The organism is Pseudomonas sp. PDM30 (assembly GCF_019218985.1).
In the GTDB taxonomy this organism is placed as follows: Bacteria; Pseudomonadota; Gammaproteobacteria; order Pseudomonadales; family Pseudomonadaceae; genus Aquipseudomonas; species Aquipseudomonas jessenii.
The window spans coordinates 124277-149560 of sequence record NZ_JAHUWM010000012.1; the positions used below are offsets into that span (position 1 = coordinate 124277).

The 25284-nt window shown below is 62.2% G+C and carries 21 protein-coding genes; 3 read left to right on the forward strand and 18 right to left on the reverse strand.

Translation table 11 applies throughout. The features are described 5' to 3' along the window. Window positions 1-8: 8 nt before the first annotated feature. The 4 genes from KW840_RS24620 to KW840_RS24635 all read right to left on the reverse strand — a co-directional run bounded on the left by KW840_RS24620 (window position 9) and on the right by KW840_RS24635 (window position 5002). The gene (locus tag KW840_RS24620) at window positions 9-1601 is read right to left on the reverse strand and encodes a DHA2 family efflux MFS transporter permease subunit (protein WP_057713965.1); all 1593 of its coding nucleotides are present in this window, start codon (window positions 1599-1601) and stop codon (window positions 9-11) included. Further along, on the reverse strand, window positions 1598-2719 hold the full coding sequence (locus KW840_RS24625; RefSeq protein WP_218498086.1) for an HlyD family secretion protein: 1122 nt from the start codon (window positions 2717-2719) through the stop codon (window positions 1598-1600). The genes KW840_RS24620 and KW840_RS24625 overlap by 4 nt, the downstream gene beginning before the upstream one ends. A gap of 322 nt (window positions 2720-3041) precedes the next feature. Continuing rightward, the gene (locus KW840_RS24630; protein ID WP_218498087.1) at window positions 3042-4223 is read right to left on the reverse strand and encodes an acetyl-CoA C-acyltransferase family protein; all 1182 of its coding nucleotides are present in this window, start codon (window positions 4221-4223) and stop codon (window positions 3042-3044) included. Then, complete coding sequence (locus tag KW840_RS24635; protein WP_150814183.1) at window positions 4220-5002, reverse strand: enoyl-CoA hydratase-related protein; 783 nt, start codon at window positions 5000-5002, stop codon at window positions 4220-4222. Before KW840_RS24635 ends, KW840_RS24630 begins: the two co-directional genes overlap by 4 nt. A 218-nt stretch (window positions 5003-5220) precedes the next feature. Between KW840_RS24635 and KW840_RS24640 the strand changes: the two genes are divergently transcribed. The 3 genes from KW840_RS24640 to KW840_RS24650 are packed head-to-tail and all read left to right on the forward strand — an operon-like array spanning window position 5221 to window position 8690. Next, the gene (locus tag KW840_RS24640) at window positions 5221-6327 is read left to right on the forward strand and encodes a polyamine ABC transporter substrate-binding protein (RefSeq protein WP_057713969.1); all 1107 of its coding nucleotides are present in this window, start codon (window positions 5221-5223) and stop codon (window positions 6325-6327) included. Between the two features lie 39 nt (window positions 6328-6366). Beyond that, entirely contained in the window at window positions 6367-7785 is a 1419-nt protein-coding gene (locus KW840_RS24645; RefSeq protein ID WP_218498088.1) for an aminotransferase, read from the forward strand. Then, the gene (locus tag KW840_RS24650) at window positions 7782-8690 is read left to right on the forward strand and encodes a LuxR C-terminal-related transcriptional regulator (protein ID WP_057713971.1); all 909 of its coding nucleotides are present in this window, start codon (window positions 7782-7784) and stop codon (window positions 8688-8690) included. The genes KW840_RS24645 and KW840_RS24650 overlap by 4 nt, the downstream gene beginning before the upstream one ends. Before the next feature lie 132 nt (window positions 8691-8822). Here KW840_RS24650 and KW840_RS24655 read toward each other — a convergent pair whose 3' ends face one another. The 14 genes from KW840_RS24655 to paaH all read right to left on the reverse strand — a co-directional run bounded on the left by KW840_RS24655 (window position 8823) and on the right by paaH (window position 25284). Next, complete coding sequence (locus tag KW840_RS24655; protein WP_218498089.1) at window positions 8823-9137, reverse strand: hypothetical protein; 315 nt, start codon at window positions 9135-9137, stop codon at window positions 8823-8825. Between the two features lie 650 nt (window positions 9138-9787). After that, window positions 9788-11857: a phenylacetic acid degradation bifunctional protein PaaZ gene (gene paaZ, locus KW840_RS24660; protein ID WP_218498090.1), complete on the reverse strand. Its 2070-nt coding sequence runs from the start codon at window positions 11855-11857 to the stop codon at window positions 9788-9790. A gap of 57 nt (window positions 11858-11914) precedes the next feature. Beyond that, entirely contained in the window at window positions 11915-13168 is a 1254-nt protein-coding gene (locus tag KW840_RS24665) for an OprD family porin (RefSeq protein WP_218498091.1), read from the reverse strand. Window positions 13169-13202: 34 nt separating this feature from the next. Further along, entirely contained in the window at window positions 13203-14849 is a 1647-nt protein-coding gene (locus KW840_RS24670) for a cation acetate symporter (protein WP_218498092.1), read from the reverse strand. Continuing rightward, window positions 14846-15154, reverse strand: coding sequence for a DUF485 domain-containing protein (locus KW840_RS24675; protein WP_218498093.1), 309 nt, complete (start codon window positions 15152-15154; stop codon window positions 14846-14848). The genes KW840_RS24670 and KW840_RS24675 overlap by 4 nt, the downstream gene beginning before the upstream one ends. 177 nt (window positions 15155-15331) lie before the next feature. Further along, on the reverse strand, window positions 15332-16408 hold the full coding sequence (gene paaE, locus KW840_RS24680) for a 1,2-phenylacetyl-CoA epoxidase subunit PaaE (protein ID WP_218498094.1): 1077 nt from the start codon (window positions 16406-16408) through the stop codon (window positions 15332-15334). 34 nt (window positions 16409-16442) lie between these two features. Next, window positions 16443-16976: a 1,2-phenylacetyl-CoA epoxidase subunit PaaD gene (paaD, locus tag KW840_RS24685; RefSeq protein WP_218498095.1), complete on the reverse strand. Its 534-nt coding sequence runs from the start codon at window positions 16974-16976 to the stop codon at window positions 16443-16445. Further along, window positions 16963-17724, reverse strand: a complete 762-nt coding sequence (gene paaC, locus KW840_RS24690) for a 1,2-phenylacetyl-CoA epoxidase subunit PaaC (RefSeq protein ID WP_218498096.1) — start codon at window positions 17722-17724, stop codon at window positions 16963-16965. The genes paaD and paaC overlap by 14 nt, the downstream gene beginning before the upstream one ends. 8 nt (window positions 17725-17732) lie before the next feature. Further along, the gene (paaB, locus tag KW840_RS24695) at window positions 17733-18014 is read right to left on the reverse strand and encodes a 1,2-phenylacetyl-CoA epoxidase subunit PaaB (RefSeq protein WP_007943393.1); all 282 of its coding nucleotides are present in this window, start codon (window positions 18012-18014) and stop codon (window positions 17733-17735) included. Between the two features lie 28 nt (window positions 18015-18042). Then, window positions 18043-19032, reverse strand: a complete 990-nt coding sequence (gene paaA, locus KW840_RS24700; protein ID WP_057713980.1) for a 1,2-phenylacetyl-CoA epoxidase subunit PaaA — start codon at window positions 19030-19032, stop codon at window positions 18043-18045. A gap of 1663 nt (window positions 19033-20695) precedes the next feature. Continuing rightward, a complete protein-coding gene (gene paaK / locus KW840_RS24705) occupies window positions 20696-22021 on the reverse strand; it encodes a phenylacetate--CoA ligase PaaK (RefSeq protein WP_057713982.1) in 1326 nt (441 codons plus the stop codon). 99 nt (window positions 22022-22120) lie between these two features. Next, a complete protein-coding gene (pcaF, locus tag KW840_RS24710) occupies window positions 22121-23332 on the reverse strand; it encodes a 3-oxoadipyl-CoA thiolase (RefSeq protein WP_218498097.1) in 1212 nt (403 codons plus the stop codon). Beyond that, complete coding sequence (paaI, locus tag KW840_RS24715) at window positions 23325-23774, reverse strand: hydroxyphenylacetyl-CoA thioesterase PaaI (RefSeq protein WP_102672798.1); 450 nt, start codon at window positions 23772-23774, stop codon at window positions 23325-23327. Before paaI ends, pcaF begins: the two co-directional genes overlap by 8 nt. Next, the gene (gene paaH / locus KW840_RS24720; RefSeq protein WP_218498098.1) at window positions 23767-25284 is read right to left on the reverse strand and encodes a 3-hydroxyacyl-CoA dehydrogenase PaaH; all 1518 of its coding nucleotides are present in this window, start codon (window positions 25282-25284) and stop codon (window positions 23767-23769) included. Before paaH ends, paaI begins: the two co-directional genes overlap by 8 nt.

Consider the following 25284-nt stretch of genomic DNA (forward strand, 5'->3'; position numbering starts at 1 on the left):
AACAAGCCTCAATGAGCATCGGCACTCGGCGCGGCCGGTGGTTGTACCTTGCGCATCAAAGGCACCATCGCCGTGGCGATAATGAAGCAGACCATGATCATCAAGAACGCGTCGCCATAGGTTTGCGTCTGGGCTTCGCGGTAGGTCAGCAACCATAGTTGATGCAGGCTGGCGGTGACCCCGGCATCACCGCTCTGGCCGAGGGCCGCGAAGTTGTTGCCGACCTGGGACAGCCATTGGTTGAGCGCCTCGTTGGTGCTGTTGAGGTTCTCCGCCAACCGGGTGAAATGCAGGTTGGTGCGGTCGTTGAGGATGGTCGCGCACGCGGCGATGCCGATGGCCCCGCCCAGGTTGCGCATCAGGTTGAACAACCCTGACGCATGCTTGAGCCGTGCCGGCGCCAGGCCGCCGAGGGTCAAGGTCACCGCCGGCGGCACCGCCAATTGCTGGGCAATCCCGCGCAAGGCTTGCGGCAGCATCAACTCCTTGGCCCCCCAGTCATGGGTGATCGGGCTGAAATCCCACATCGACAAGGCGAACAGCCCAAGACCGAACATCATGATCCAGCGCAGGTCGACGCGATTGGCCAGAAAGGCATACAGCGGAATCGCCATGATCTGGAACACTCCGGTGGAGAAAACCGCCAGACCAATGTCCAGCGCTCCGTAGCCACGCACCCGACCGAGGAATAGCGGCGTCAGGTAAATGGTGGCGAACAGGCCGATGCCGGTGACGAACGAGAAGAAACAACCGAGGGCGAAATTGCGGTCCTTCAAGGCGCGCAGATCGACAATCGGGTTGGCCACATGCAAGGTCCGGCCGATGAACGCCAGCCCGGCCAGGCCACTGATCCACGCGGTGGTCAGGATCGTGCGGTCGCTGAACCAGTTCCAGCGCGGGCCTTCTTCGAGGGTGTATTCCAGGCAGCCGAGGAACAGCGCCAAAAACACCATGCTCAAGTAATCCGCGCCTTTGAGCAGCGACAGTTCCGGCTGGTCGATTTTTACCAGCATCGGCACGGCCACGGCGACGAAGATGCCGGGGACCAGGTTGATGTAGAACAGCCAGTGCCAGGACGATATGTCGGTGATCCAGCCGCCGATCACCGGCCCCAGGGTCGGTGCCAGGGACGCCACTGCGCCGATGGTCGCGGCGGCGATCACTCGTTGTTTGCCGGTGAAGAACACGAAGGCCGTGGTGAACACCAGCGGGATCATCGAACCGCCCAGAAACCCTTGCAGGGCGCGGAAGGCGATCATGCTCTGGATGTTCCAGGCTATGCCGCACAGCAGGCTGGCCAGGGTGAAACCCACCGCCGATGCGCAGAACAGCCAGCGCGTCGAGAACACCCGCGACAGCCAACCGGACAGCGGGATCACGATGATTTCGGCGATCAGGTAGCTGGTTTGTACCCACGCGGTTTCGTCGGTGCCGGCGGAAAGCCCGCCGCCGATGTCACGCAACGAAGCCGAGACAATCTGGATGTCCAGCAGGGCAATGAACATGCCGATGCACATGCTGGCGAAGGCGAAAACCTTGGTCGCCGTCGCCATGTTCGCGGCATTGAACGGTTGCGCCGGGGCGGCGAGGGCACGGCTCATGGCGCGCTGGCCACGGCTGGCGCTTGAGGTTCCTTGCGCGTGTCCACTTCAGCGGTGACCGACAACCCGGGACGCAAGTGGCCGAGCACACTGTCGGCGGGGTCGAGGTGAATCCGCACCGGCACCCGCTGCACGATCTTGGTGAAGTTGCCGGTGGCGTTTTCCGGTGGCAACACACTGAATTGCGAACCGCTGGCGGGGGCGAGGCTGTCCAGGTGACCGTGGAATTCCTGCCCCGACAGCACGTCGGCACGGATCACCACCCGTTGCCCCGGCACCATGTGCGCCAGTTGGTCTTCCTTGAAGTTGGCATCGACCCACAGACCGCTGGTCGGCACCACCGAGAGCAATTGCGAGCCGGCCTGGGCATAGGCGCCGACCCGTGCCCGGCGATTGCCGATCACACCGTCAACCGGTGCCTTCAGTTCGGTGTAGCCGACATTCAAATGCGCCAGGTCGCGCTCAGCCTTGGCCTGGATCAAGGCGGCCCGGGCTTGTTGTTTCTGGGTGTCGATCACATTCAACTGGCGTTGCGCGGCCAGCAATTCAGCCTGGGCGCGGTTGCTTTGGGCCTGGGCCGTCTTGAACGTGGTATTGGCCCGCTGGGCACTTTCAACCGAGACGGCGTTGGTGATCACCAGTTTTTTGTAGCGGGCATCGTCATCCCGCGAACGGACGGCTTCGGCACCGGCGGCGTCGATGCCGGCACGGGCCTGGCCGATGACGGCCTGTTGCAGTTGCTCGGTGGCGTCGAGGTTGGCGAGCAGGGCCTGCTGGGCGGCCACTGCGCCTTCGGCCTTGGCCAGGTGGGCGCGGTAATCGCGGGAATCGAGACGGATCAGCACGTCGCCGGCCTTGACCTTCTGATTATCGGTCACCAGCACTTCGTCGATGTAGCCCGCCACTTTCGGCCCGATCACCGTCACATCGCCGCCGATGTAGGCGTCGTCGGTTTCCTCGATGAAACGTCCGGCAGTCCACCAATGCGTGCCATACACACCGGCCAGCACCAGTGCCGCGATGCCCAGTGTTGGCAACAGCAGGCGTTTGAGCAGGGGAGGTTTGGCGGCAGTCACCGGGGCAGCCAGGTCGGGTTCAACGGTGGGCATGCTGGTCATGGAGGATTACCTGTGGGTGCGGCAGTTAATTATGATGATCATAATATGACGAATGTAATATTTTGTGGCAAATGGTTTTTGCTGCCAGTCGTCAGGTGGTTTGTTCGGCGAGAATGGGATTTTATTTGCGCTAGAGAACCCCTGTGGGAGCGAGCTTGCTCGCGATAGCGGCCGTCCAGTCAACAATGACGGTGCCTGACACGCCGCAATCGTCGGAACGCCGCTCGGAGCAGGCTCGCTCCCACAGGGATTCGCTACTGGTCTGCTGGAATGAAAAAGGCCGGTGATCTGCGCGATCACCGGCCTTTTTTACAGCTATTGCTTAGACGCGCTCGAAAATCGCCGCAATCCCCTGGCCACCACCGATGCACATGGTCACCAGCGCGTAACGGCCGCCGGTGCGGTGCAGTTCGTGGATGGCCTTGGTGGCGATGATTGCGCCGGTCGCGCCCACCGGGTGGCCCAGGGCGATACCCGATCCGTTCGGGTTGACCTTGGCCGGGTCGAGGTCCAGTTCCTGGCTGACGGCGCAGGCCTGGGCCGCGAAGGCGATGTTGGCTTCGATTACGTCCAGGTCGGCGACGGTCAGGCCGGCGCGCTTGAGCGCCAGGCGGGTGGCCGGAATCGGGCCCAGGCCCATGAATTCCGGTTCGACGCCGGCGTGGGCGTAGCTGACCAGGCGGGCGAGGGGTTTCAGGTTATTGGCCTGGACCGCGTTGCCACTGGCCATGACCAGTGCGGCGGCGCCGTCGTTCAGACCCGAGGCGTTGCCGGCGGTGACCGAACCGTCCTTCTTGAACGCCGGCTTCATTGCTGCCAGCTGTTCCAGGGACGTGGCGCGCGGATGTTCGTCGACGCTGAACAGTTTGACGCCTTTGCGATCCTGGATCTCCACGGTCGCGATCTGCTCGCTGAAGTAGCCGTTGGCAATCGCGTGGGCCGCGCGTTGCTGGTCTTCGAAAGCCAGGGCGTCCTGCATTTCGCGGGTGATGCCGTTGCGCGCGGCGACGTTCTCGGCGGTGATGCCCATGTGGATACCATGGAAGGGGTCATGCAGGATGCCGAGCATGTAGTCGATGACTTGGGCGTTGCCCATGCGCGAACCCCAACGGGCGGCCGGCATCAGGTACGGGCCACGGCTCATGGATTCGGCACCGGCACCGACGACGATGTCGGCATCGCCGAGCATCAGGGTCTGGGCGGCGTTGATGATCGCTTGCAGGCCCGAACCGCAGAGGCGGTTGACGTTGTAGGCCGGGGTTTCCTTCGGGATGCCGGCGTTCATCGCCGCGACGCGGGAGATGTAGGCATCGCGGGTTTCGGTCGGGATCACGTTGCCCATCACCAGATGGCCAACGTGCGCCGGGTCCACGGCGGCTCGCTCCAGGGCGGCTTTCACGGCGGTGGTCGCGAGGTCGGCCAGCGGCACGTCCTTGAGCGAACCACCGAAGGTACCGATGGCGGTACGGGCGGCGCTGACGACGTAGATTTCTGGAGTGTTCATGGCTGGTTTCCTTTCGGTGGATTCTTATCTGTACTGCGATTGAGCAGGGCGTTCAAGGCGGTTTTCGCCTCGTCGGTATTCAGGCGTTGAATGAACAGCGTGTTTTCTTCGCGCAGAGTGGCTTCCAGTTCGGCCAGGCAAGCCTGTTTCATCAGCAGCCGGGACTGGCGCAAGGCTTGCTGGGGCATGGCCAGAAAGCGCTGGGCGATTTTTTTCGCCGCCGCCAGGCATTGTTCGCCGTCATCGAAGGCTTCGTTGGCCAGGCCCCAGGCCACCGCTTCGTTGCCGTCCAGGCCGTTGCCCAACAGGAGCAGGCTCGCGGCACGGGCATGGCCGAGCCGGCGTGGCAGCAACAGGCTGGCGCCAAATTCGGGGCACAGGCCGATGTTGACGAACGGCATGCGCAGCTTGGCGTTGCGGGTGACCAGTACTTGATCGCAATGCAGCAGCAATGTGGTGCCAATACCGATGGCCGCACCGCAGACTGCCGCGATCAGCGGTTTTTGCAGGCGCGTGACGACCTTCATCAGGTGGAACGCCGGGGCGTCCAGATGAGTCGGCGGGTGCTGGAGGAAATCCACCAGGTCATTGCCGCTGGTAAAGCACGCCGGGCCACCGGTGATGATGATCACGCCGGTCTGCGGGTCTTCGTCGGCGGCCAGCAACAGCTCGGCCAGTTGCGTGTACATGGCGTTGTTCAGCGCATTGAGCTTGTCCGGGCGGTCGATGGTCAGCGTCAACACGCCGTCGCGTTGCTCGTGTTTGATCAGGTCGGTCATCGCAGGCTCTGCAGGGTCGGTTCAGGGCTGCCACTTTAAGCGCCGGACAAACCCCGGATCTATGGCAAAACGGGTCAACTGTACTGCCGCTTTTTGCCATGCCGGTATGCCCAAAAAGCGACACACACCCATTCGGGGTATGGCCGCGCCCGGCGAATCCACCAATAGTGGGGGCATCCGCTCATCCAGAGCCGAACTCGCTATAAGGTGCATTTGCTATGGGCAAGACGCTGCTTAAGGTGATTTCCAGTCTGTTTGTTGTACCGCTGACATTGAATGCCTACGCCGCTCAAGTGGACGACAGCCATACGCTGAGGTTGTACAACTGGGCGGATTACATCGGTGAAAAAACCGTGGCCGACTTCGAAAAGGCCACCGGCATCAAGGTCATCTACGACACCTTCGATGCCTACGAAACGGTGCAGGCCAAATTGCTCACCGGCCACTCCGGTTATGACCTGATCGTGTTGAACGCGTCCCTGGCGCCACCGCTGATCAAGGCCAAGGTGTTCCAGCCGCTGGACAAGAAACTGCTGCCGGGCTGGACCAACCTGGACCCGAAAGTCCTGGAGGATCTGCAAGGGTACGATCCGGGCACCACGTACTCGGCGCCTTATACCTGGGGTAGCAACGGCGTCACCTACAACGTCGACAAGATCAAGGAACGCATGCCCGACGCACCGATCGGTTCGCTGGCGATGATCTTCGATCCGAAGATCGTCTCGCGCTTCGCCGACTGCGGCGTGACCCTGCTCGATGCCCCGACCGAAGTCATTCCCATGGCCCTGAAGTACCTGGGACGTGATCCGAGAAGCGCCGCACCGGAAGATCTGAAAGCCGCCCAGGACTTGCTGTTGTCCGTGCGGCCGTACATCCGCAAGTTCGACTCGGTCAATTACCTGACCAGCCTGCCCAATGGCGATGTGTGCATGGCCATGACCTGGTCCGGCGACTACGCCACCGCCATGGCCCGCGCCGCAGAAGCCAAGAAGAAGATCGACCTGGCCTACTTCATCCCCAAGGAAGGTTCGCTGATCTGGTTCGACAACCTGTACATCCCGGCCGACGCGCCCCACGTCGCCAATGCCCACAAGTTTCTCGAGTACCTGATGCAGCCGCAGGTGATGGCGGACGTGAGCGACTTCATCAATTACGCCAACAGCAACGCCGCGGCCACGCCGTTGTTGAGCGCCGATGTGCGCAACAACCCGGCGATTTACCCCGACGCGCAAACTCGCGAGCGGCTGTTTCCGCAGAAGACCCAGAACGCCAAGGACATGCGGGCGATTACCCGGGTCTGGAGCACCGTGAAAAGCGGCATCTGATTTGTTCGAACGTTAGTCAATTCGGTTAGAGGTTTATTTATGGCGACGCCAACACGCACCGTTTTTTCCCCTGCGGACGAGTCCCGGCTGGTCAAGGCCGACAAGGCTCACCATATGCACGGCTATCACGTGTTCGACGAACACGCCGAACAGGGCTCGCTGAACATCGTCGCTGGCGATGGCGCCTACATCTACGACACCCAGGGCAACCGCTTTCTCGATGCGGTGGGCGGCATGTGGTGCACCAACATCGGCCTGGGTCGTGAGGAAATGGCCGAGGCCATCGCCGACCAGGTGCGTCAGCTGGCCTATTCGAACCCGTTTTCCGACATGTCGAACAACGTGGCGATCCAGTTGTGCGAAAAACTCGCCAGCCTGGCCCCCGGCGACCTTGACCATGTGTTCCTGACCACCGGCGGCTCCACCGCCGTGGACACTGCGTACCGGCTGATCCAGTACTACCAGAACTGCCGAGGAAAACCCGAGAAGAAGCACATCATCGCGCGGTTCAACGCCTATCATGGCTCCACCACCCTGACCATGTCGATCGGCAACAAGGCCGCCGACCGGGTGCCGGAGTTCGACTACGCCAACCCGCTGATCCACCACGTCTCCAACCCGAATCCGTACCGCGCGCCCGATGGCATGGACGAGGCGCAGTTCCTCGAGTTCCTGGTCAAGGAATTCGAAGACAAGATCCTCTCGATTGGCGCGGACAAGGTTGCCGGTTTTTTCGCCGAGCCGATCATGGGCTCCGGCGGGGTGATCATTCCGCCCCGGGGCTATCTCAAACGCATGTGGGACGTCTGCCAGCGCTACGACATCCTGTTCGTCGCCGACGAAGTGGTCACTTCGTTCGGGCGCCTGGGCAAGTTCTTTGCCTCTTATGAGGTGTTCGACGTGCAGCCCGACATCATCACCACTGCCAAGGGCCTGACCTCGGCCTACCTGCCGCTGGGCGCGTGCATCTTTTCCGAGCGCATCTGGAAAGTCATCGCCGAGCCGGGCAAGGGCCGCTGCTTCACCCACGGCTTCACCTACAGCGGGCATCCGGTGTGCTGCACGGCGGCGCTGAAGAACATCGAAATCATCGAGCGGGAAAACCTGCTGGCCCATGTCGACACGGTGGGGGCTTATCTGGAGGAGCGCCTGGCCACCCTGCGGGACTTGCCGTTGGTGGGGGATGTGCGCTGCCAGAAACTCATGGCCTGCGTGGAGTTCGTCGCCGATAAACGCACCAAGGCGCTGTTCCCCGACGAGATCAACATCGGCGAGAAAATCCACGTGCGGGCCCAGGCCCGGGGCTTGCTGGTGCGGCCGATCATGCACCTCAATGTCATGTCGCCACCGTTGATCCTGACGTCTGCCCAGGTCGATGAAATCGTCGAGACCTTGCGCACATGCATTCTGGAAGTGGCCGCCGAGCTTGAAGCGAGCGGACAGTACGCGGGCCAATGATTTCGTCAGTCAGGCTGTTACCAAGGGCGTGTCCAGCCGCTAGACTGCGGGGCATGAGCAAACCAGACGACGATACGCTGATCGCGGTGCCCTTCGGGGCATTGCACAAATGGCATGGGGGAATGCGCGAGGCATTCGCCCATATCGATGAGCCTGACGCCTTGCAACACCTGGCGTCGGCGTTGGCGCAACTGGTGTCCGTCGAGTCGATGATGATCAGCCTGGAGCGCAAGGACCGCGCGCCCCAGTTGCTGCATCAGCGCGGGATTGCGCAGGAGTATCAGGTCTCGATTCTGGAGCGCTATTTTGCCGGGGGTTATTTGCTCGACCCGTTCTGCCTGGCGGTGGAGCAGGGGTTGGCGCAAGGCTTCTATCACCTTGAGGAAATTGCCCCGGACAACTTCTTCGACAGTGACTACTACAAATCCTATTACCTGAAGGCGGGCTGCTCGGAAGACAGCTACTACATTGTCGATATCGGCAATGACACGAAGATTTCCGTCAGCCTCTATCAGGGTTTCGGCGGTGAATGCCTGAGCGCCGAACAGCTGAATCTGCTGCGCGCCGTGGAACCGCTGGTGCGTGAATTCATCAGCGAATTCAGTCAACGGGGCATGCTGCGCAGTCGCGAGATCCAGTGCGATAAAGACCAGGGCATGCGCGATGATCTCAAGCACCGGGTGCAGTCGGCGTTCGAGCATTTCGGCAGCGACTTGCTCACTGAACGAGAGCGGCAAGTGGCGCATATGGTGTTGCGCGGGCATTCGGTGAAATCCACGGCCAGCCAGATGAACATCTCACCGGAAACCGTGCGCATGCACCGCAAGAACCTGTACCTGAAACTGGAGGTGGGTTCGCAGTCGGAGTTGTTTGCGCTGTTTATCGAGTGGTTGCGCAGGCACTGAGAATTTCAGCTCGGCACAAATCAAATGTGGGAGCGGGCTTGCTCGCGAAGAACGTCCAGACGACGCGTTCTGTCAGACCGCCCGCGTTATCGTTGGCCTCCATCGCGAGCAGGCTCGCTCCTACAGGGTTGGTCAGCGTGCCCGCAACCGTCGCCCGACCACATCCAGCACATCACAGCCATCGCGCAACGGGATGGCGCAGAGCAATGAAAAGTCGCTGAGGATGAAGGATTCGCACTCGATCGAGCCGCGCATGGACAGGTTTTCCAGCACTTGGGTGACGGCGCGGATTCGGTAGTTGGCGGCGTCCATCAGGATGTCGAGCGGTGCGTGGGTGTCGACGAAGAGGGTGGGCATTTCACTGCAATTGCTGGTGAGTGCCATGAAGCGATTGTTGGGGTGTGGGGTTGGTTTTTCGTAGGGTGGATCGGGATGAATGGTTTTCATGCTTTCTAACTCTAGGAAAGGAAAATCGAAGCTACCGAAAGCCTTCCTACGGGCTGGGGTGGCAGCCATGTACGGGGTAGGAATATCGAGTCCCTAGCACCTCGACCACGCCGAAGCGTGCCCGTACATAGCCGCCGCAGCTGATCTTACGGACGCATTTCAACGGCCGCAAACCAGGTAATTGGCGCCAACGTGGTACTAGGGAAACTGGAGGTTCCTACACCCCGCCACTGAATTTCAGTGACCACCAAAGACTATCGATTGAGCACCTTTCAAACCAGTTCATGCGGATCGCCGCAATTCGAAGGAAATCTCCGAAGACCTTGCCCGGAAATGTCCTAGGACCTGTGGAACTTGTATCCGCAAAACGGGGGGAGTGAGTTGTGGGTGAGGCACAACGGGCATGACCGAAGCCTAGGAAAAACAGAAATGTCCTACGCCAATTGACGCCTGAATCACCTCAACCCTGTGGGACCCAGTGAGCACAAAATTGAAGTTCGGCAGAGAACGAACTGTGGGAGCGAGCTTGCTCGCGATGGGGGACTGTCAGGCACTATTGATGTTGACTGACACTCCCTCATCGCGAGCAAGCTCGCTCCCACAGGGGGTGGCGGTTGACCACGAGATCTGTGGTCAACCGGGGTTTCTGATCAATCTTCGCGTTTGACCACCAGGGTCAGAATGTCATAACTGGCCACCAGTTCACCCAACTGGTTGGTCACTTCCACATCCCACGCCACCACCCCTTGCGGGATGCCCTGCGGGCTCTTCTTGCCCTGGTCGATCTTGCGTTTGCAAGTCAGGCGCGCCTGGATGGTGTCGCCGATGCCCACCGGGTTGATGAAGCGCAAGGTGTCCAGGCCATAGTTGGCCAGTACCGGCCCCGGAGCGGGGGAAACAAACAGCCCGGCCGCCGCCGAAAGCACGAAGTAACCGTGGGCGATGCGCTTGCCGAACTGCGATTCCTTGGCTGCGATCTCGTCGAAGTGCATGTAGAAGTGGTCGCCCGACAGGCAGCCGAAGTTCACCAGATCTGCTTCGGTGACGGTGCGGCGGTGGGTCAGCAGCGACTCGCCGATCTGCAGGTCCTGGAAATGGCGACGGAACGGATGCACGTCGGTTTCGATGACCTTGGCCCCGCGCACGTACTCGCCGGTGACCGCCGCCAGCATGGTCGGCGAACCTTGTACCGCCGCGCGTTGCAGGTAGTGTTTCACCGCGCGCAGGCCGCCGAGTTCTTCACCGCCACCGGCACGCCCCGGGCCGCCGTGCTTGAGTTGTGGCAGCGGCGAGCCGTGACCGGTGGATTCGCCGGCAGAGTGGCGATCCAGTACCAGCAAGCGGCCGTGCCAGGCAGCCGCGACCGGGATGGCCTTGGCGGCGATTTGCGGATCCTTGGTCACCAGGCTGGCCACCAGGCTGCCTTTGCCGCGCGCGGCCAGGGCCAATGCTTCGTCGAGATCGTCGTAGGCCATCAGCGTGCTGACCGGACCGAACGCTTCGATATCGTGGGCGCCGCCCTCGGCATGGGGGTCGCGGGCCTGCAACAGGGTCGGGGCGAAGAACGCGCCCTTGTCGACGTTTTCACCACGGGGTTCGAAACCGTCGCAGGCACCAAACAGCATATCGCTGCTCTGCAACAGGCTTTCCAGACGCTCAGCCACGTCTTTCTGCTGATCGTGAGACGCCAGTGCGCCCATGCGTACGCCTTCCACCGACGGGTCGCCGACCACCACTTTGGCCAGGCGATCACGCAGGCGCGTAGCTACGGCATCAATGTGCTTGGCCGGGACGATGGCGCGGCGGATGGCGGTGCATTTCTGCCCGGCCTTGGTGGTCATTTCCCGGGCGACTTCCTTGATGAACAGCTCGAACTCTTCGTCGTCCGGGGTTACGTCCGGGGCGAGGATCGCGCAGTTCAGGGAGTCGGCTTCGGCATTGAACGGCACCGAATTGCGGATCAGGTTCGGGTTGACCCGCAGCTTGGCTGCGGTGTCGGCGGAACCGGTGAAGGTCACCACGTCCTGGCCTTGCAGGCGGTCGAGCAGGTCGCCGGTGCTGCCGATGATCAGTTGCAGGCTGCCCGCCGGCAGCAGGCCGGATTCGTCCATCAGGCGCACCACGGCTTCGGTCAGGTAGCTGGTGGCGCTGGCCGGCTTGACGATGCACGGCATGCCGGCGAGGAAGCTCGGGGCGAATTTTTCCAGCATGCCCCAGATCGGGAAGTTGAACGCGTTGATGTGCACCGCCAGGCCGCCGCGAGGCACCAGAATGTGCGTGCCGGCGAAGGTGCCCATTTTGCTCAGCTGCATCGCCGGGCCTTCGTGGACGATGTTGCCCGACGGCAGCTCGCGGGAGCCGAGGCTGGCGTAGGTGAACAGCGTGCTGTTGCCGCCTTCGATGTCGATCCAGCTGTCGGCGCGGGTCGCGCCGCTGTGGTGGGAAATCGCGTAGAGCTGTTCCTTGCGCTCGCTCAGGTACAGGGCCAGGGCCTTGAGACGCTGGGCGCGCTGCTGGAAGTCCAGCGCCATCAAGCCGCTGATGCCCTGGCGACGGCCGTGCTCGATGGCTTCGGCGAAGTCCGGACGCTCTTCGTGGGTGCGGGCGATTTCATGGCCGTCGATGGCGCTGCGCAGGACCTGCGCGCCGTGTTGGCCGATCCATCGACCGGCGATGAAGCTTTGCAGGGTGGGGGCATGCAGTGCAGGTGAAGGGGACATCACGATTGCTCCTGGTTATGAAGGGTTGTGGCGCGGTGGCGGCCGCGCCTTTCGGAATTACCAAAGCGCCAGGGTGTAACCGACGATCAGCCGGTTCTCATCGAGGGCGGTAGTCAAGCCATTACCGGAACGGAAGGTCACGTTGCGCCAGCGCAGGCTGACGTTCTTGAACACACCGCTCTGGACGACGTAGCTGATATCGGTGTCGCGCTCCCATTCGCGACCGTTGTCGACGGTGCCTGCCTTGACGTGGCGACCGTCGGTGTAGCGGGTCATGAAGGTCAGGCCGGGAATGCCTTGGGCCGCGAAGTCATAGTCGTAACGCAGTTGCCAGGAGTCCTCGTCGGCGCGGGTGAAGGTGTTGAACGTCACCAGGTTGACCACGTATGGATCGCCGCCGTTGAGGAACGGAAAGGCGCTGTCGCCGGACAATTGCTGGTAGGCGGCACTGACCTTATGGGCGCCGTGGGACACCGTGAACATGCCGTTGAAGTTGCGGTTGTCGATGCGCCCGGCCCGCTCGGCGCCGTCACCGCGGCTGTCGAAATAACGCAGGTCGCTGCGCAGGTTGAAGTCGTTGCCCAACGGTTGCGTATGCACCAGTCCGGCGAATTGCTGGCGATAGATCTGTTCCAACTTGCCGTAGTAGTAGCTCACATTCAGTTGCGGGCTGAACGCGTAGGTGCCGCCGCCGAAGTCGAAGTGATCGCTGGTGGCGGCGCCGAAGCCGATGTCATCGTTGCTGGAGGAGTCCCGCAGGTTGGCCTTGGTCAGGCGTCCGGCATTCACCGTCAGGCCGTCGATTTCCTGGCTGGTCAGCAAGCCACCTTCAAATGTCGAACCCAACAGGCGTGTGTCGTTGTAAGTCGCTACTGGCAACAAGGGCTGCAGGGTGCCGAGTTTCAACACGCTTTTGGATACTTTCAATTTACCGGTCAGGCCCAGTTCGCTGTACTCGTCGTCGGGCTCATGGCTCTGCGGGCCAAACGGCAGCAGCCCGGTGCCACGGCGGTCGGGACTGGAGTCGAGCTTGATCCCCAGCTCCCCCAGCGCGTCGAGACCGAAACCGAAGGTGCCGTCGGTGAAGCCGGACTCGATGCGCGCAGTGAATCCCTGGGCCCATTCTTCGGCTTTGGATTGCGGCGCGTTGTCCTGACGGAAATCGCGATTGATGTAGTGGTTGCGCATATCAATGCGGGCCTTGCTGTCGCCGATGAAGTCGGCCATGGCGCTGGGGGCGATCATGGGTAGACTCAATGCGGCGGCCAGTGAAAACAGTGATTCACAAGACGTGGTACGTGCGGGTTTCATTATTTTTATTCCCTGCCAACTGATCGGTCGTCGTTTAGTGTTTGCTGGCGCCAGTGGCACCGATGCCGGTCATCGAGCGGATGAACTGCGCCAGATAACGGCCACGCTCAAGGGCTGCACGGGGCGAGGTGTCGGTGACGGAAAACAGCCATGCACTAAAGAACGCCAGGCTCATGGAAAACAGCGCCGGGTTGGAGTACGGGAACAGCGCCTTGTCGTGATGCATCACGTTGACCCACACCGCCGGGCTCAGCACCAGCAGGACAATCGCCGAGACCAGTCCGGACAGACTGCCGAGGACTGCGCCGCGGGTGGTCAGGCCTTTCCAGTACATCGAAAGGAACAGCACCGGGAAATTCACCGATGCGGCGATGGCCAGCACCAGACCGGAGAGGAAGGCAATGTTCTGCGACTCGAACAGCAGGCCGAGGACGATCGCCAGCACACCGATGCACAGGGTGGCGATTCGCGACACGCGCATTTCCTGTTGCTCGCTGGCCTGGCCTTTGCGCATCACGCAGGCATACAGGTCATGGGACACCGCAGAGGCGCCGGACAGCGCCAGCCCGGCAACCACCGCCAGGATGGTGGCGAAGGCGACCGCCGAGATGAAGCCGAGGAACAGGTTGCCGCCTACCGCGTGGGCCAGGTGCACCGCGACCATGTTGCCGCCGCCGATGATCGCGCCGCTGGCGTCACGAAACGCCGGATCGGTGCCGACCATGACGATGGCGCCGAAGCCGACGATGATCAGCAGCAAGTAGAAGTAGCCGATGAAACCGGTGGCGTAGAACACGCTTTTACGCGCTTCCTTGGCATCGCTGACGGTGAAGAAACGCATCAGGATGTGCGGCAGGCCGGCGGTGCCGAACATCATGCCCAGCCCCAGGGAAATCGCATCGATCGGGTTGGACAGCAAGCCGCCGGGGGCCATGATTGCGTTGCCCTTGGCATGCACGGCGGTGGCACCGGCAAACATCGCCTCAGTGCTGAAGCCGAAGTGCTTGAGCACCATGAACGCCATGAAGCTGGTGCCGAACAGCAGCATCACCGCCTTGATGATCTGCACCCAGGTGGTAGCGAGCATGCCGCCGAAGGTCACGTAGAACACCATCAACACGCCGACCAGCATCACTGCATAGAGGTAGTCGATGCCGAACAACAGTTCGATCAGCTTGCCGGCGCCGACCATCTGCGCCACCAGGTACATCAGGGCTACGGTCAGGGTGCCGAAGGCCGAGGTCAGGCGCACCGGGGTCTGTTCCAGGCGATAGGACACCACGTCGGCAAAGGTGTATTTGCCCAGGTTGCGCAGGCGCTCGGCAATCAGGAACAGGATGATCGGCCAGCCGGCCAGCACGCCCAGAGCGTAGAGCAAACCGTCGTAGCCATTGAGGAACATCATCGCGGAAATGCCGAGGAACGAGGCTGCCGAGATCATGTCGCCGGCAATCGCCAGACCGTTCTGGAAGCCGGTCATGCCGCCGCCAGCGGTATAAAAATCGCTGGTGGAGCGGGTACGCAGTGCCGCCCAGCGTGTCACGCCAAGGGTGAACAACACGAACACCAGGAACATGCCGATGGCGTTCCAGTTCAACGGTCGGGATGCGCTGTCGGCGGCCATCGCAACATCAGTGACAGCCGCCAGCGGCAGCAGGAACAGTGCAAAAAGGCGGTTCATCGGGCGCACTCCTGCTTGAGTTTTTCATTCAGCGGATCGATCACGTTGTTGGCGCGATAGACATAGAAACCGGTCAGCGCAAAGGCCAGCCCGACGATGACGACACCCACCAGCATGCCCACGGTGGTCACGCCGCCGCTCAGGGATTGGCCGAGGGTAGAAGGGGAGAAAGCCACCAGCAGCACGAAGCCGTAATAGATCACCAGCATGGCCAGGCTCAGTGACCAGTACAGCTTCTGTTTGCGACGAACCAGCTGGATGAAATCCGGGTGCTGGCCGATGAGTTCTATGTCTTGGGGTGTCATGACGCGCGCTCCTTTGTTGTTTTTGTTGTGGGTGAAACGTTGTATTCGTGCCGAATCACCGGCCCCCTGTGGGAGCGAGCTTGCTCGCGATGAGGCCATTACATTCAGCATTGATGGTGGCTGACCCACCGCTATCGCGAGCAAGCTCGCTCCCACAGGGTTTTGCGTGAGGCGGTTTCAGAGCTGATCGAAATCCAGCACCACCTTGTCGCTGATCGGAAAGGCCTGGCACGACAGCACGTAGCCGGCGGCCACTTCGTAGTCTTCCAGGGCGTGGTTGCTGTCCATTTCCACTTCACCTTCGATGACCTTGCACTTGCAGGTCGAGCACACGCCGGCCTTGCACGAGTAGGGCAGTTCGGCCCCTTGGGCGTTGCCCGCATCGAGAATGCTCTGGCTGTTGCGCGGCAGGTCGAACGCCAGGGCGCGGCCATCGCTGATGACGGTGATCTGGCTGACCGCTGAATCCACTTGGCGCGCCGCCTCACGGGCTTCGCGTTTTTGCTGGCTGCCGGCGGCGGCGAACAGTTCGAAGTGAATGCGCTCGGGCGCCATGCCCTTGGCCTTGAGGCTGTCGCGCACGGTCTCGGTCATTTCCTGCGGGCCGCAGATGAATGCTGCGTCGAGGGCTTTGATATCGAGCCAGCGGCTGAACAGTTGCTCGCATTTCTCGGCGTTGATCCGGCCGTTGTACAGGTCGACATCCTGCTGCTCGCGGCTGAACACGAAGATCAGGTTCAGGCGTTGCAGGTAGCGGTTTTTCAGGTCTTCGAGCTGTTCGCGGAACAGCGCACCGGAGCTTGAGCGGTTGCCGTACAACAGGGTGACGCGGCTGTGGGGCTCGGTTTCCAGGGTGGTCTTGATGATCGACAGGATCGGCGTGATGCCGCTGCCTGCCGCCACGGCCAGGTAGTTGCCATGGCGCGCCGGGTCGAGTTCGACGCAGAAATGCCCGGCGGGCGGCATCACTTCCAGGGTGTGCCCGGCTTTCAGCTGTTCGTTGGCAAATGCCGAGAAGCGTCCGCCGGTAACACGCTTGACGGCGATGCGCAGCTCACCGTCGTTGACCCCGGTGCAGATCGAGTAGGAGCGGCGTACTTCTTCGCCGTCCAGTTGGGTGCGCATCACCAGGTGCTGGCCCTGGGTGAAGTGGAAGCTGTCCTGCAAGTGCTGCGGAATCTCGAAGGCGATGGACACCGCGTCACGGGTCTCGGCGCGCACGTCCTTGATGGTCAGGCTGTGAAATTTGCTCATTGTTGTTCTCCAGCTGGGACGGCCGATTCGCCGCTCAGATGCACTTGAAATAGTCGAACGGTTCCCGGCAATCGACGCAGCGGTACAGGGCCTTGCAGGCGGTGGAGCCGAACTCGCTGAGGACCTCGGTGTGGGCGCTGCCGCATTGCGGGCACACAACCTGCGGGTTCTCGCCGAGCAGGCTGCGCTTGCTGGTGCTGCCCTCGGGTGGCGCGATGCCGTAGGCCCGCAGGCGCTCGCGACCGCTGTCGCTGATCCAGTCGGTGGTCCAGGCCGGGGTCAACTTGCGCTCCAATTGCGGCGCCTTGAATCCGGCGAGTTCCAGGGCTTCGCGGATGTCGCTTTCGATCACTTCGGTGGCCGGGCAACCGGAGTAGGTCGGCGTGACCACCACGTGAAGGTGACCGGCCTGCCAGTCGAGATCGCGGACGATGCCGAGGTCGACCACGCTGACCACTGGCACTTCCGGGTCCATGACTTCGGACAGGATCGCCCACGCGGCAGCCAGGTCGGTCGGTTGAGCCGGCCGGGCGCCGAGGTCGCTGGCGATCAGCTCACCAGGTTGCATCGGGGTACGCTCGTGGCAGGCACTGCATTTCGGCCAGCAGAATCCCTAAGTGTTCGGTGTGCAGGCCCTTGCGTGCATTCAGGTAGAAATAGCTCGGCGCCGCTGGAACGGGCAGGGTGGCGCTGCTGAATATCTGCTCGACCTTTGTCTGCCACTGGGTGGCGACGCTGGCGATGTCCGGGGTGATGCCGGCGGCGCACAGACGCTGTTCGCTGTCATCGGCGGCGATCAGTTCAACGGTGAAGCGCCAGACCTCTGGAATCGCGGCGAGCATGCGCCGATTGCTTTCCTCGGTGCCGTCGCCCATACGCTCGATCCATTCGCCGGAGCGGCGCAGGTGATAGGTCACTTCCTTCACGGATTTGGCGGCAATCCCGGCGATACGCTCGTCGCTGGACTGGCTCAGGCCCTGCAGCACCGGCAAATGCCAGGCGTCATAGAGGAACTGCTTGAGCATGGTTATCGCGAAGTCGCCGTTGGGTTGTTCCACCAGCAGCAGGTTGCGATAGGCGCGCTCGTCACGACGAAACGCCAGGTGATCGGCATCACGACCGTCGTCCAGCAGTTCGGCGGCGTACTCCAGCCAGTTGCGCGCCTGGCCCACCAGGTCGAGGCCGACGTTCATCAGCGCTAGTTCTTCTTCCAGCGCCGGGGCCTTGCCGCACCATTGGCACAGGCGCTGGCCCTGGATCAGGGCGCTGTCGCCGAGGCGCAGCAGGTATTCGATCAGATCGGTCTTGTTATTCATGGTCGACCTCACATGTGCCCGACTTCGGCCGGCAGCTCGTAGAAGCTGGCGTGGCGGTAGACCTTGTCGTCCGACGGATCGAACAGCGGGTCTTTTTCATCCGGCGACGAGGCGGTGATCAACGCCGAAGGCACGACCCACAGGCTCACGCCTTCGCTGCGACGGGTGTAGAGCTCGCGCGCGTTTTCGATGGCCATGGTGGTGTCGGCGGCGTGCACGCTACCGACATGCTTGTGGTTCAGACCGTGCTTGCTGCGCACGAAGACTTCGAAGAGGGTCCACTCGGACATTTCAGTTACTCCACATCAGGTGGCCGGATCAGGCGGCGTTCTTGTTTTGTTTTTTGCGGGCGTGGGCGACGGCGGCTTCACGAACCCAGGCGCCGTCTTCGATCGCCTTGCGGCGGGTGGCGACGCGTTCCTGGTTGCACGGGCCGTTGCCCTTGAGCACTTCGTAGAATTCGTTCCACTGGATTTCGCCGAAGTCGTAGTGGCCGCGCTCGGCGTTCCACTTCAGGTCCGGGTCGGGGCAGGTGCAGCCCAATAGCTCAAGCTGCGGGATGGTCTGGTCGATGAAGCGCTGGCGCAGTTCGTCGTTGCTCTGGCGCTTGATTTTCCAGGCCATGGACTGGGCGCTGTTCGGCGAATGTTCGTCGCTTGGGCCAAACATCATCAGCGACGGCCACCACAGGCGGTTGATCGCGTCCTGGACCATGTCTTTTTGCGCCTGGTTACCGTGGCGCATCATGGTCAGGAGGATTTCGTAGCCCTGGCGCTGGTGGAAACTCTCTTCCTTGCAGATGCGGATCATCGCCCGGGAATACGGGCCGTAGGAGGTGCGCTGCAGCACCACCTGGTTGACGATCGCCGCGCCATCCACCAGCCAGCCCACCGCGCCCATGTCGGCCCAGTTCAGCGTCGGGTAATTGAAGATGCTCGAGTACTTGGCCTTGCCGCTGTGCAGCTTGGCGATTTCTTCATCGCGGTCGGCGCCCAGGGTTTCCATGGCGCTGTACAGGTAGAGGCCGTGGCCGGCTTCGTCCTGGATCTTGGCCATCAGTTGCAGTTTGCGTTTGAGGCTTGGCGCGCGGGTGACCCAGTTGCCTTCGGGCAGCATGCCGACGATTTCGGAGTGGGCGTGCTGGGAAATCTGCCGGATCAGGGTCTGGCGGTAGGCATCTGGCATCCAGTTCTTGGCTTCGATCTTGATTTCTGAATCGATTTTTTCCTGGAAGGCGCGTTCCTGTTCGGACATTTCCGAGAGGTCCTTGATGCGCTTTACGCCGGTTTCTACGAGCTGTGCGTACATTTTTGAGTTCCCGCCTTGAATCTGTTCTGGGGCATGGAGAACTTTATAAGCGATACAGAATTTAATATCAAACACAAAATGACGTGTCGTAATTGTTTTTTGTATCGCTTTGGGATGAATGGGGAGGGAGGTCGGCGTACATATCCATTTCTTTGGTAACGGCCACTGGCGGTTTCGCCCTTACGGCGACTCACTTTTTTTTCAAACGCCAAAAAAAGTAAGCAAAAAAAGGCTCGCCCCGAGCGTCCGGCCCCTCGCTAAGGCTCGGCGTTCCTTCGCTCCGGCATTCATCCGGGGGCATTGCCCTCCGGTTTGCTTCGCTGCACCTACATGCAATGTGTTCGACTGCGTCGAACGGCGCTGCGCGCCAATCCCCGGATGAATACCTCCACTCAGCCTCCCGAAGGGGCGGGTGGATCAAGATCAAGAGCTGCAGGCGAGCTAACGCTCGGCCTGATGAGTGGTGAAGAGCGTTTGTGTACGCCGATCTGCCTTTGCTCTTCTGTGGGAGCGAGCTTGCTCGCGATGGCGGCCTGACAGCCGACCTGGTTTTTGCAGATGTCCCCAACCCCTGTGGGAGCGGGCTTGCCCGCGAAGGCGGCCTGCCAGCCGACCAATTTCTTGCAGACCTACCCGGATCAACTGTAGGAGCGAGCCTGCTCGCGAAGGCGGTCCGACAGCCGACCTGATTCTGGCGGATGTACCTCGACCCTGTGGGAGCGGGCTTGCCCGCGAAGGCGGCCTGCCAGCCGACCAATCCCTTGCAGACCTACCCGGATCAACTGTAGGAGCGAGCCTGCTCGCGAAGACGGCCTGCCAGCCGACCGAAATCTTGCAGATGTACTCGATACCTGTGGGAGCGAGCTTGCTCGCGATAGCGACCTGCCAGTCGACCAGGTACATCACAGCCGAACGAACCCAGCAAACAGGCCGGCCGGTAGGCCGCCTCGGGCGCTGTTGCGGTGTACGCCCCCTCGTGAGGCCAAGTGGAGGTTCTGCGCAGTGGGCAACCCGGCATGGATGCCGGGTTAGCCGCCCCCGGCCATGGATGGCCGATGGCGGCGGGCCCACGGAGCAGGACCGGATCGAGGGCATGCCGAGCCACAGCGAGACACCGAATGTCAGGGGCAAGAGCCCTTGGTTACTTGGGGCTTTTCCAAGTGACCCGCCGTAAGGGCGGAACCCTAAGTGGCCGTTACCGCAGTAATGGATATGTACACCCGTAAAAAACACGTCGCCTGACACAAACCCATCGCGAGCAAGCTCGCTCCCACAGGAATAGTGATCGGCGCCAGAGTCGGTAAAGCCCTGGCAAACCGGCATGGATGCCGGGTTAGCCGCCCCCGGCCATGGATGGCCGATGGCGGCGGGCCCACGGAGCAGGACCGGATCGAGGGCATGCCGAGCCACAGCGAGGCACCGAACGTCAGGGGCAAGAGCCCTTGGTTACTTGGGGCTTTTCCAAGTGACCCGCCGTAAGGGCGGAACCCTAAGTGGCCGTTACCGCAGCAATGGATATGTACACCCTCAAAAATCCATGTCGCCTGACACAAAGCCATCGCGAGCAAGCTCGCTCCCACAGGAATAGTGATCGGCGCCAGAGTCGGTAAAGCCCTGGCAAAAAAAAGCCCCGCAAAAAGCGGGGCCATAAAGGGTGCAGCAGTCATGCTTTCGGACGTTTATCCACCACGTGGCAAGCCTTGCCCTCGGATCGCTTGATCGAATGGAACGGCTGCAAAACGATCCGCGAACTGATCCCGATGTACGTCTTGATATGCCGGCTCAATTCCCCGCAAACAGCCTTCTGCTGTTCATCGCCCAGGTGCTGGTGCTCAGCCTTGAGCTCGACATGCACATCAACGCTGTCCAGGTTGCCATTGCGATACAGATGAATCTCATAACACTCGGCAAGTTGTTTGACTTTCAGAACCTGCTCCTCGATCTGCGTCGGAAACACGTTAACGCCACGGATGATCAGCATGTCATCGCTGCGCCCGGTGATCTTGTCGATGCGCCGCATCGGCCGCGCCGTACCCGGCAGCAGGCGCGTCAGGTCGCGGGTGCGGTAGCGGATCATCGGCAGGGCTTCTTTGCTGAGCGAGGTGAACACCAGTTCGCCCATCTGCCCGTCCGGCAGTACTTCGCCGGTGACCGGGTCGATGATTTCCGGGTAGAAGTGGTCTTCCCAGATGGTCGGGCCGTCCTTGGTTTCGGCGCATTCCATGGCCACGCCCGGGCCCATGATTTCCGAGAGGCCGTAGATGTCCAGGGCGGTGATGCCCATACGTGCCTCGATGGCGCTGCGCAGTTCGGCGGTCCACGGCTCGGCGCCGAAGATGCCCAGGCGCAGGGCCAGTTTGTGCGGGTCGATGCCCTGGCGCTCGATTTCATCGGCGATGTTGAGCATGTAGGACGGCGTGACCATGATGATGTCCGGCTGGAAATCCTTGATCAGCTGCACCTGTTTTTCGGTCTGGCCACCGGACATCGGGATCACCGTACAGCCCAGGCGTTCGGCGCCGTAGTGCGCGCCGAGGCCGCCGGTGAACAGGCCGTAGCCGTAGGAAATGTGTACTTTGTCGCCACGATGGCCACCAGCGGCGCGGATCGAGCGGGCCACCACATTGGCCCAGGTGTCGATGTCATTCTGGGTGTAGCCGACCACGGTCGGTTTGCCGGTGGTGCCGCTGGACGCGTGCAGGCGCACGATGTCGTGCATCGGCACGGCAAACATGCCGTAGGGGTAGTTGTCCCGCAGGTCGGACTTGGTGGTGAAAGGGAATTTCGCCAGGTCGTCCAGGGACTTGATGTCGTCGGGGTGCACGCCCAGCGCATCGAAGCGCTGACGGTACAGCGGCACGTTGTTGTAGGCGTGGTTCAGGCTCCAGCGCAGGCGCTCCAGCTGATGCTGGCGCAGCTCGTCGATGCTGGCGGTTTCCAGCGGGTCCAGCACAGGGTTCAGCACGGCTTGGGCAATTGGCATGTTCATGTGTTCACTCGAATTGTTTTTGTGTTCCAGCCCTTTTGCACAAGGGCTTTGAGTGCATGCCCCAAGGATACCTCTCGGCTCCCCGGGAATCGCGATTCTTTAGTGGGATAGACGCTCGATGATCAGCGCGATCCCCTGGCCGACACCGATGCACATGGTGCACAGGGCGTAGCGGCCGTTCCGTTCTTCAAGCTCATGCAGGGCGGTGGTGACCAAGCGTGCGCCGCTCATGCCCAACGGGTGGCCCAGGGCGATGGCGCCGCCGTTGGGGTTGACCCGCGGATCGGTGTCGTTCAGGCCCAGTTCGCGCAGCACCGCCAGGCCCTGTGCGGCGAAGGCTTCGTTGAGCTCGATCACGTCCATGTCGGCCAGGCTCAGGTTGGCCACCTCCAGCACCTTGCGGGTGGCTGGCACCGGGCCGATGCCCATGATCCGTGGTTCAACGCCAGCCGTGGCCATGGCCACGACCCGGCCACGGGCGGTCAGGCCGTGGCGTTTGGCGGCTTCCGGGCTGGCCAGCAGCAGCGCGCAGGCACCGTCGTTGACCCCGGAAGCGTTGCCGGCGGTGATGCTGCCGCCTTCGCGGAACGGCGTGCCCAGTTTGGCGAGCTGCTCAAGGGTAGTGTCGCCGCGTGGGTGTTCGTCGTGCTCGACCACCTTGGTCGGGCCTTTGCGCTGGGGGATTTCCACCGCGACGATCTCTTTGGCCAGACGCCCGCTGGCCTGGGCAGCGGCAGCGCGTTGCTGGCTGCGCAGGGCGAAGGCGTCCTGGTCGGCCCGGGAGATGTTGAACTGTTCGGCGACGTTCTCTGCCGTTTCCGGCATGGAATCGATGCCGTAGGTCTTTTTCATCAGCGGATTGACGAAGCGCCAGCCGATGGTGGTGTCGAAGACCTCGGCTGCACGTGAAAACGCCTGCTCGGCCTTGCCCATCACCAGTGGCGCGCGGGACATGGATTCAACGCCACCGACCAGCATCAGCCCGGTTTCGCCACTGCGAATGGCGCGGGCGGCGGTGCCGATGGCGTCCAGCCCGGAACCGCACAGGCGATTGAGGGTGGTGCCCGGCACGCTCACCGGCAACCCGGCCAGCAGTGCCGACATGCGCGCGACGTTGCGGTTGTCTTCGCCGGCCTGGTTGGCGCAGCCGTAGATCACGTCGTCGACGCTGTTCCAGTCCACTTGCGGGTGGCGGCGCAGCAGCTCGCGCAGCGGCACCGCGCCGAGGTCGTCGGCGCGCACGCTGCTCAGGACACCGGCGTAACGGCCAATCGGGGTCCGGACTGCGTCGATGATCAGGGCGTCATTCATTCGGGTTCTCCTGCGTCAGCACCGGGCCGCGCACTTTGTAGGATTTGCCATGGAACAGGGCGATCAACTGGCCCTGCTGGTTTTCGATGCGCACGTCGTAGTTGCCGGTGCGACCCGAACGGCTCTGCTCGATGCAGTCGGCGTTCAGCGTGTCACCCAGGCGCGCCGGGGCGATGTAGTCGATGCTGCAACCGATGGCCACGGTGGCTTCGTTGTAACTGTTGCAGGCAAAGGCGAATGCCGAATCGGCGAGGGCGAACAGGTAGCCGCCGTGGCAGGTGCCGTGACCCTGGATCATGTCGGCCCGCACCGTCATGCCTACTCGTGCGCAACCGGGGCCGGCCGAGAGCAGGCGCATGCCCATGGCCTGGCTGGCGGCGTCGCGCTGGAACAGCGATTGCGCGCATTCACTGGCCAGGGTCATGGCTTCATGGTTAGTCATGGAATGTTCTCCCTTCGGCGACGCGGCGGCGCAGCAACAGCGACGGCCGGTAGCGTTCTTCGCCATAACTGGCTTGCAGGTTTTCCAGCGTTTCAAGAATGTGCGACAGGCCAATGGCATCGGCCCAGGCCAGCGGCCCCTGTGGATAATTGACCCCGGCGCGCATGGCCAGATCGATGTCGGTGGCAGAGGCCACGCCTTGCAGCAGGGCGTCGGCGGCTTCGTTGGCGAGCATGGCCACGGTGCGCAGGACGGCAAGGGCCGGGCTGTCGCTGAGCAGGCTGACCATGAGGCCGGCCCGTTGCAGCAGGGCAACGCCTTGTTCGAGGGCCAGCGGATCAATGCCTGCCGCATGGCTGATAGCGATGCGTTTGGCGTTGCCGTAATCGAACGCCAGATCCAGCAGGATCAGGTTGCGCAGCCCGTCTTCCCGGGCACGCTGACAGGCCATGCGGCCATCGCTCAGGGCCAGCACCGCGTCACCCACTCGCAGCAATCCGCGGCCGTCGCGCCGGATGACTTCGACACCTTGCTCGCTCAAGCGCGCCAGCAAACCCTGGGCGATGCCAAGGTCACCTTCGGCGATACAAGTCTCGACGCTTGCGTTGCTGCTGATTTCACCTGCTTGCGGGCGTTCGGCGCCTTGGGCGTAGCTGTAGAAACCCTGTCCGCTTTTACGTCCCAGACGCCCGCCATCCACCAGTTCTTTCTGGATCAGCGACGGCAGGAAGCGTGTGTCCTGGTAATAAGCGTCGAACACCGAGCAGGTCACGGCGTAGTTGACGTCATGGCCGATCAAGTCGGTCAGTTCGAACGCGCCCATGGCAAAGCCGCCGGCCTCGCGCATCAACGCATCCAGGGTTGGGCAGTCGGCCGCGCCTTCCTGCAGCATCCGCAGGCTTTCGGCATAGAACGGCCGGGCCACGCGGTTGACGATGAAGCCCGGTGTGGAGCGGGTGTGCACCGGTTTTTTGCCCCAGGCCCTGGCGGTGTCGTACAGGCACTCGGCGAGTGCCGGATCGCTGGCCAGGCCGCAGACGACTTCCACCAGCGCCATCACCGGTGCCGGGTTGAAGAAGTGCAGGCCGAGCAGGCGCTGTGGATGATCAAGCTGCGCGGCGATGCTGGTGATCGACAGCGACGAGGTGTTGCTGGCGAGGATGCAATGCTCGCCGCAGATGCCTTCCAGCTGACGGAACAGCGCGCGTTTGACCTCAAGGTTCTCGACGATGGCTTCGATGATCAGATCGCAGGCGGCCAGGGTTTCGATGGCTTCTACCGCTTGCAGGCGTGCAATCGTCGCGCTGCGCGACTCGGCCGACAGCTTGCCGTTCTCGACTCGCTTGCCCAGTTGTCGGTCGATGCCTTCAATCGCTTGGGCGGCTGCGCCGGGACGATTGTCCAGCAGCAAGACCGGATGGCCGGCCTGGGCCGCCACCTGGGCGATACCGGCACCCATGGCCCCGGCGCCGATCACGGCGATGCGTGCAGATGTGTTCAATGCGGTCAT

Excerpts from the sequence above, each read along its gene's own strand:
- KW840_RS24670 (WP_218498092.1), bottom strand. The coding sequence starts at position 14,849 with ATGAACCGCCTTTTTGCACTGTTCCTGCTGCCGCTGGCGGCTGTCACT.
- paaB (WP_007943393.1), bottom strand. The coding sequence starts at position 18,014 with ATGTCCGAGTGGACCCTCTTCGAAGTCTTCGTGCGCAGCAAGCACGGT.
- paaC (WP_218498096.1), bottom strand. The coding sequence starts at position 17,724 with ATGAATAACAAGACCGATCTGATCGAATACCTGCTGCGCCTCGGCGAC.
- KW840_RS24645 (WP_218498088.1), top strand. The coding sequence starts at position 6,367 with ATGGCGACGCCAACACGCACCGTTTTTTCCCCTGCGGACGAGTCCCGG.
- KW840_RS24655 (WP_218498089.1), bottom strand. The coding sequence starts at position 9,137 with ATGAAAACCATTCATCCCGATCCACCCTACGAAAAACCAACCCCACAC.
- KW840_RS24630 (WP_218498087.1), bottom strand. The coding sequence starts at position 4,223 with ATGAACACTCCAGAAATCTACGTCGTCAGCGCCGCCCGTACCGCCATC.
- KW840_RS24620 (WP_057713965.1), bottom strand. The coding sequence starts at position 1,601 with ATGAGCCGTGCCCTCGCCGCCCCGGCGCAACCGTTCAATGCCGCGAAC.
- KW840_RS24625 (WP_218498086.1), bottom strand. The coding sequence starts at position 2,719 with ATGACCAGCATGCCCACCGTTGAACCCGACCTGGCTGCCCCGGTGACT.
- paaE (WP_218498094.1), bottom strand. The coding sequence starts at position 16,408 with ATGAGCAAATTTCACAGCCTGACCATCAAGGACGTGCGCGCCGAGACC.
- paaH (WP_218498098.1), bottom strand. The coding sequence starts at position 25,284 with ATGACCGCATTGAACACATCTGCACGCATCGCCGTGATCGGCGCCGGG.
- paaI (WP_102672798.1), bottom strand. The coding sequence starts at position 23,774 with ATGACTAACCATGAAGCCATGACCCTGGCCAGTGAATGCGCGCAATCG.
- paaZ (WP_218498090.1), bottom strand. The coding sequence starts at position 11,857 with ATGTCCCCTTCACCTGCACTGCATGCCCCCACCCTGCAAAGCTTCATC.
- KW840_RS24650 (WP_057713971.1), top strand. The coding sequence starts at position 7,782 with ATGATTTCGTCAGTCAGGCTGTTACCAAGGGCGTGTCCAGCCGCTAGA.
- KW840_RS24665 (WP_218498091.1), bottom strand. The coding sequence starts at position 13,168 with ATGAAACCCGCACGTACCACGTCTTGTGAATCACTGTTTTCACTGGCC.
- KW840_RS24635 (WP_150814183.1), bottom strand. The coding sequence starts at position 5,002 with ATGACCGACCTGATCAAACACGAGCAACGCGACGGCGTGTTGACGCTG.
- paaD (WP_218498095.1), bottom strand. The coding sequence starts at position 16,976 with ATGCAACCTGGTGAGCTGATCGCCAGCGACCTCGGCGCCCGGCCGGCT.
- pcaF (WP_218498097.1), bottom strand. The coding sequence starts at position 23,332 with ATGAATGACGCCCTGATCATCGACGCAGTCCGGACCCCGATTGGCCGT.
- KW840_RS24640 (WP_057713969.1), top strand. The coding sequence starts at position 5,221 with ATGGGCAAGACGCTGCTTAAGGTGATTTCCAGTCTGTTTGTTGTACCG.
- KW840_RS24675 (WP_218498093.1), bottom strand. The coding sequence starts at position 15,154 with ATGACACCCCAAGACATAGAACTCATCGGCCAGCACCCGGATTTCATC.
- paaA (WP_057713980.1), bottom strand. The coding sequence starts at position 19,032 with ATGTACGCACAGCTCGTAGAAACCGGCGTAAAGCGCATCAAGGACCTC.
- paaK (WP_057713982.1), bottom strand. The coding sequence starts at position 22,021 with ATGAACATGCCAATTGCCCAAGCCGTGCTGAACCCTGTGCTGGACCCG.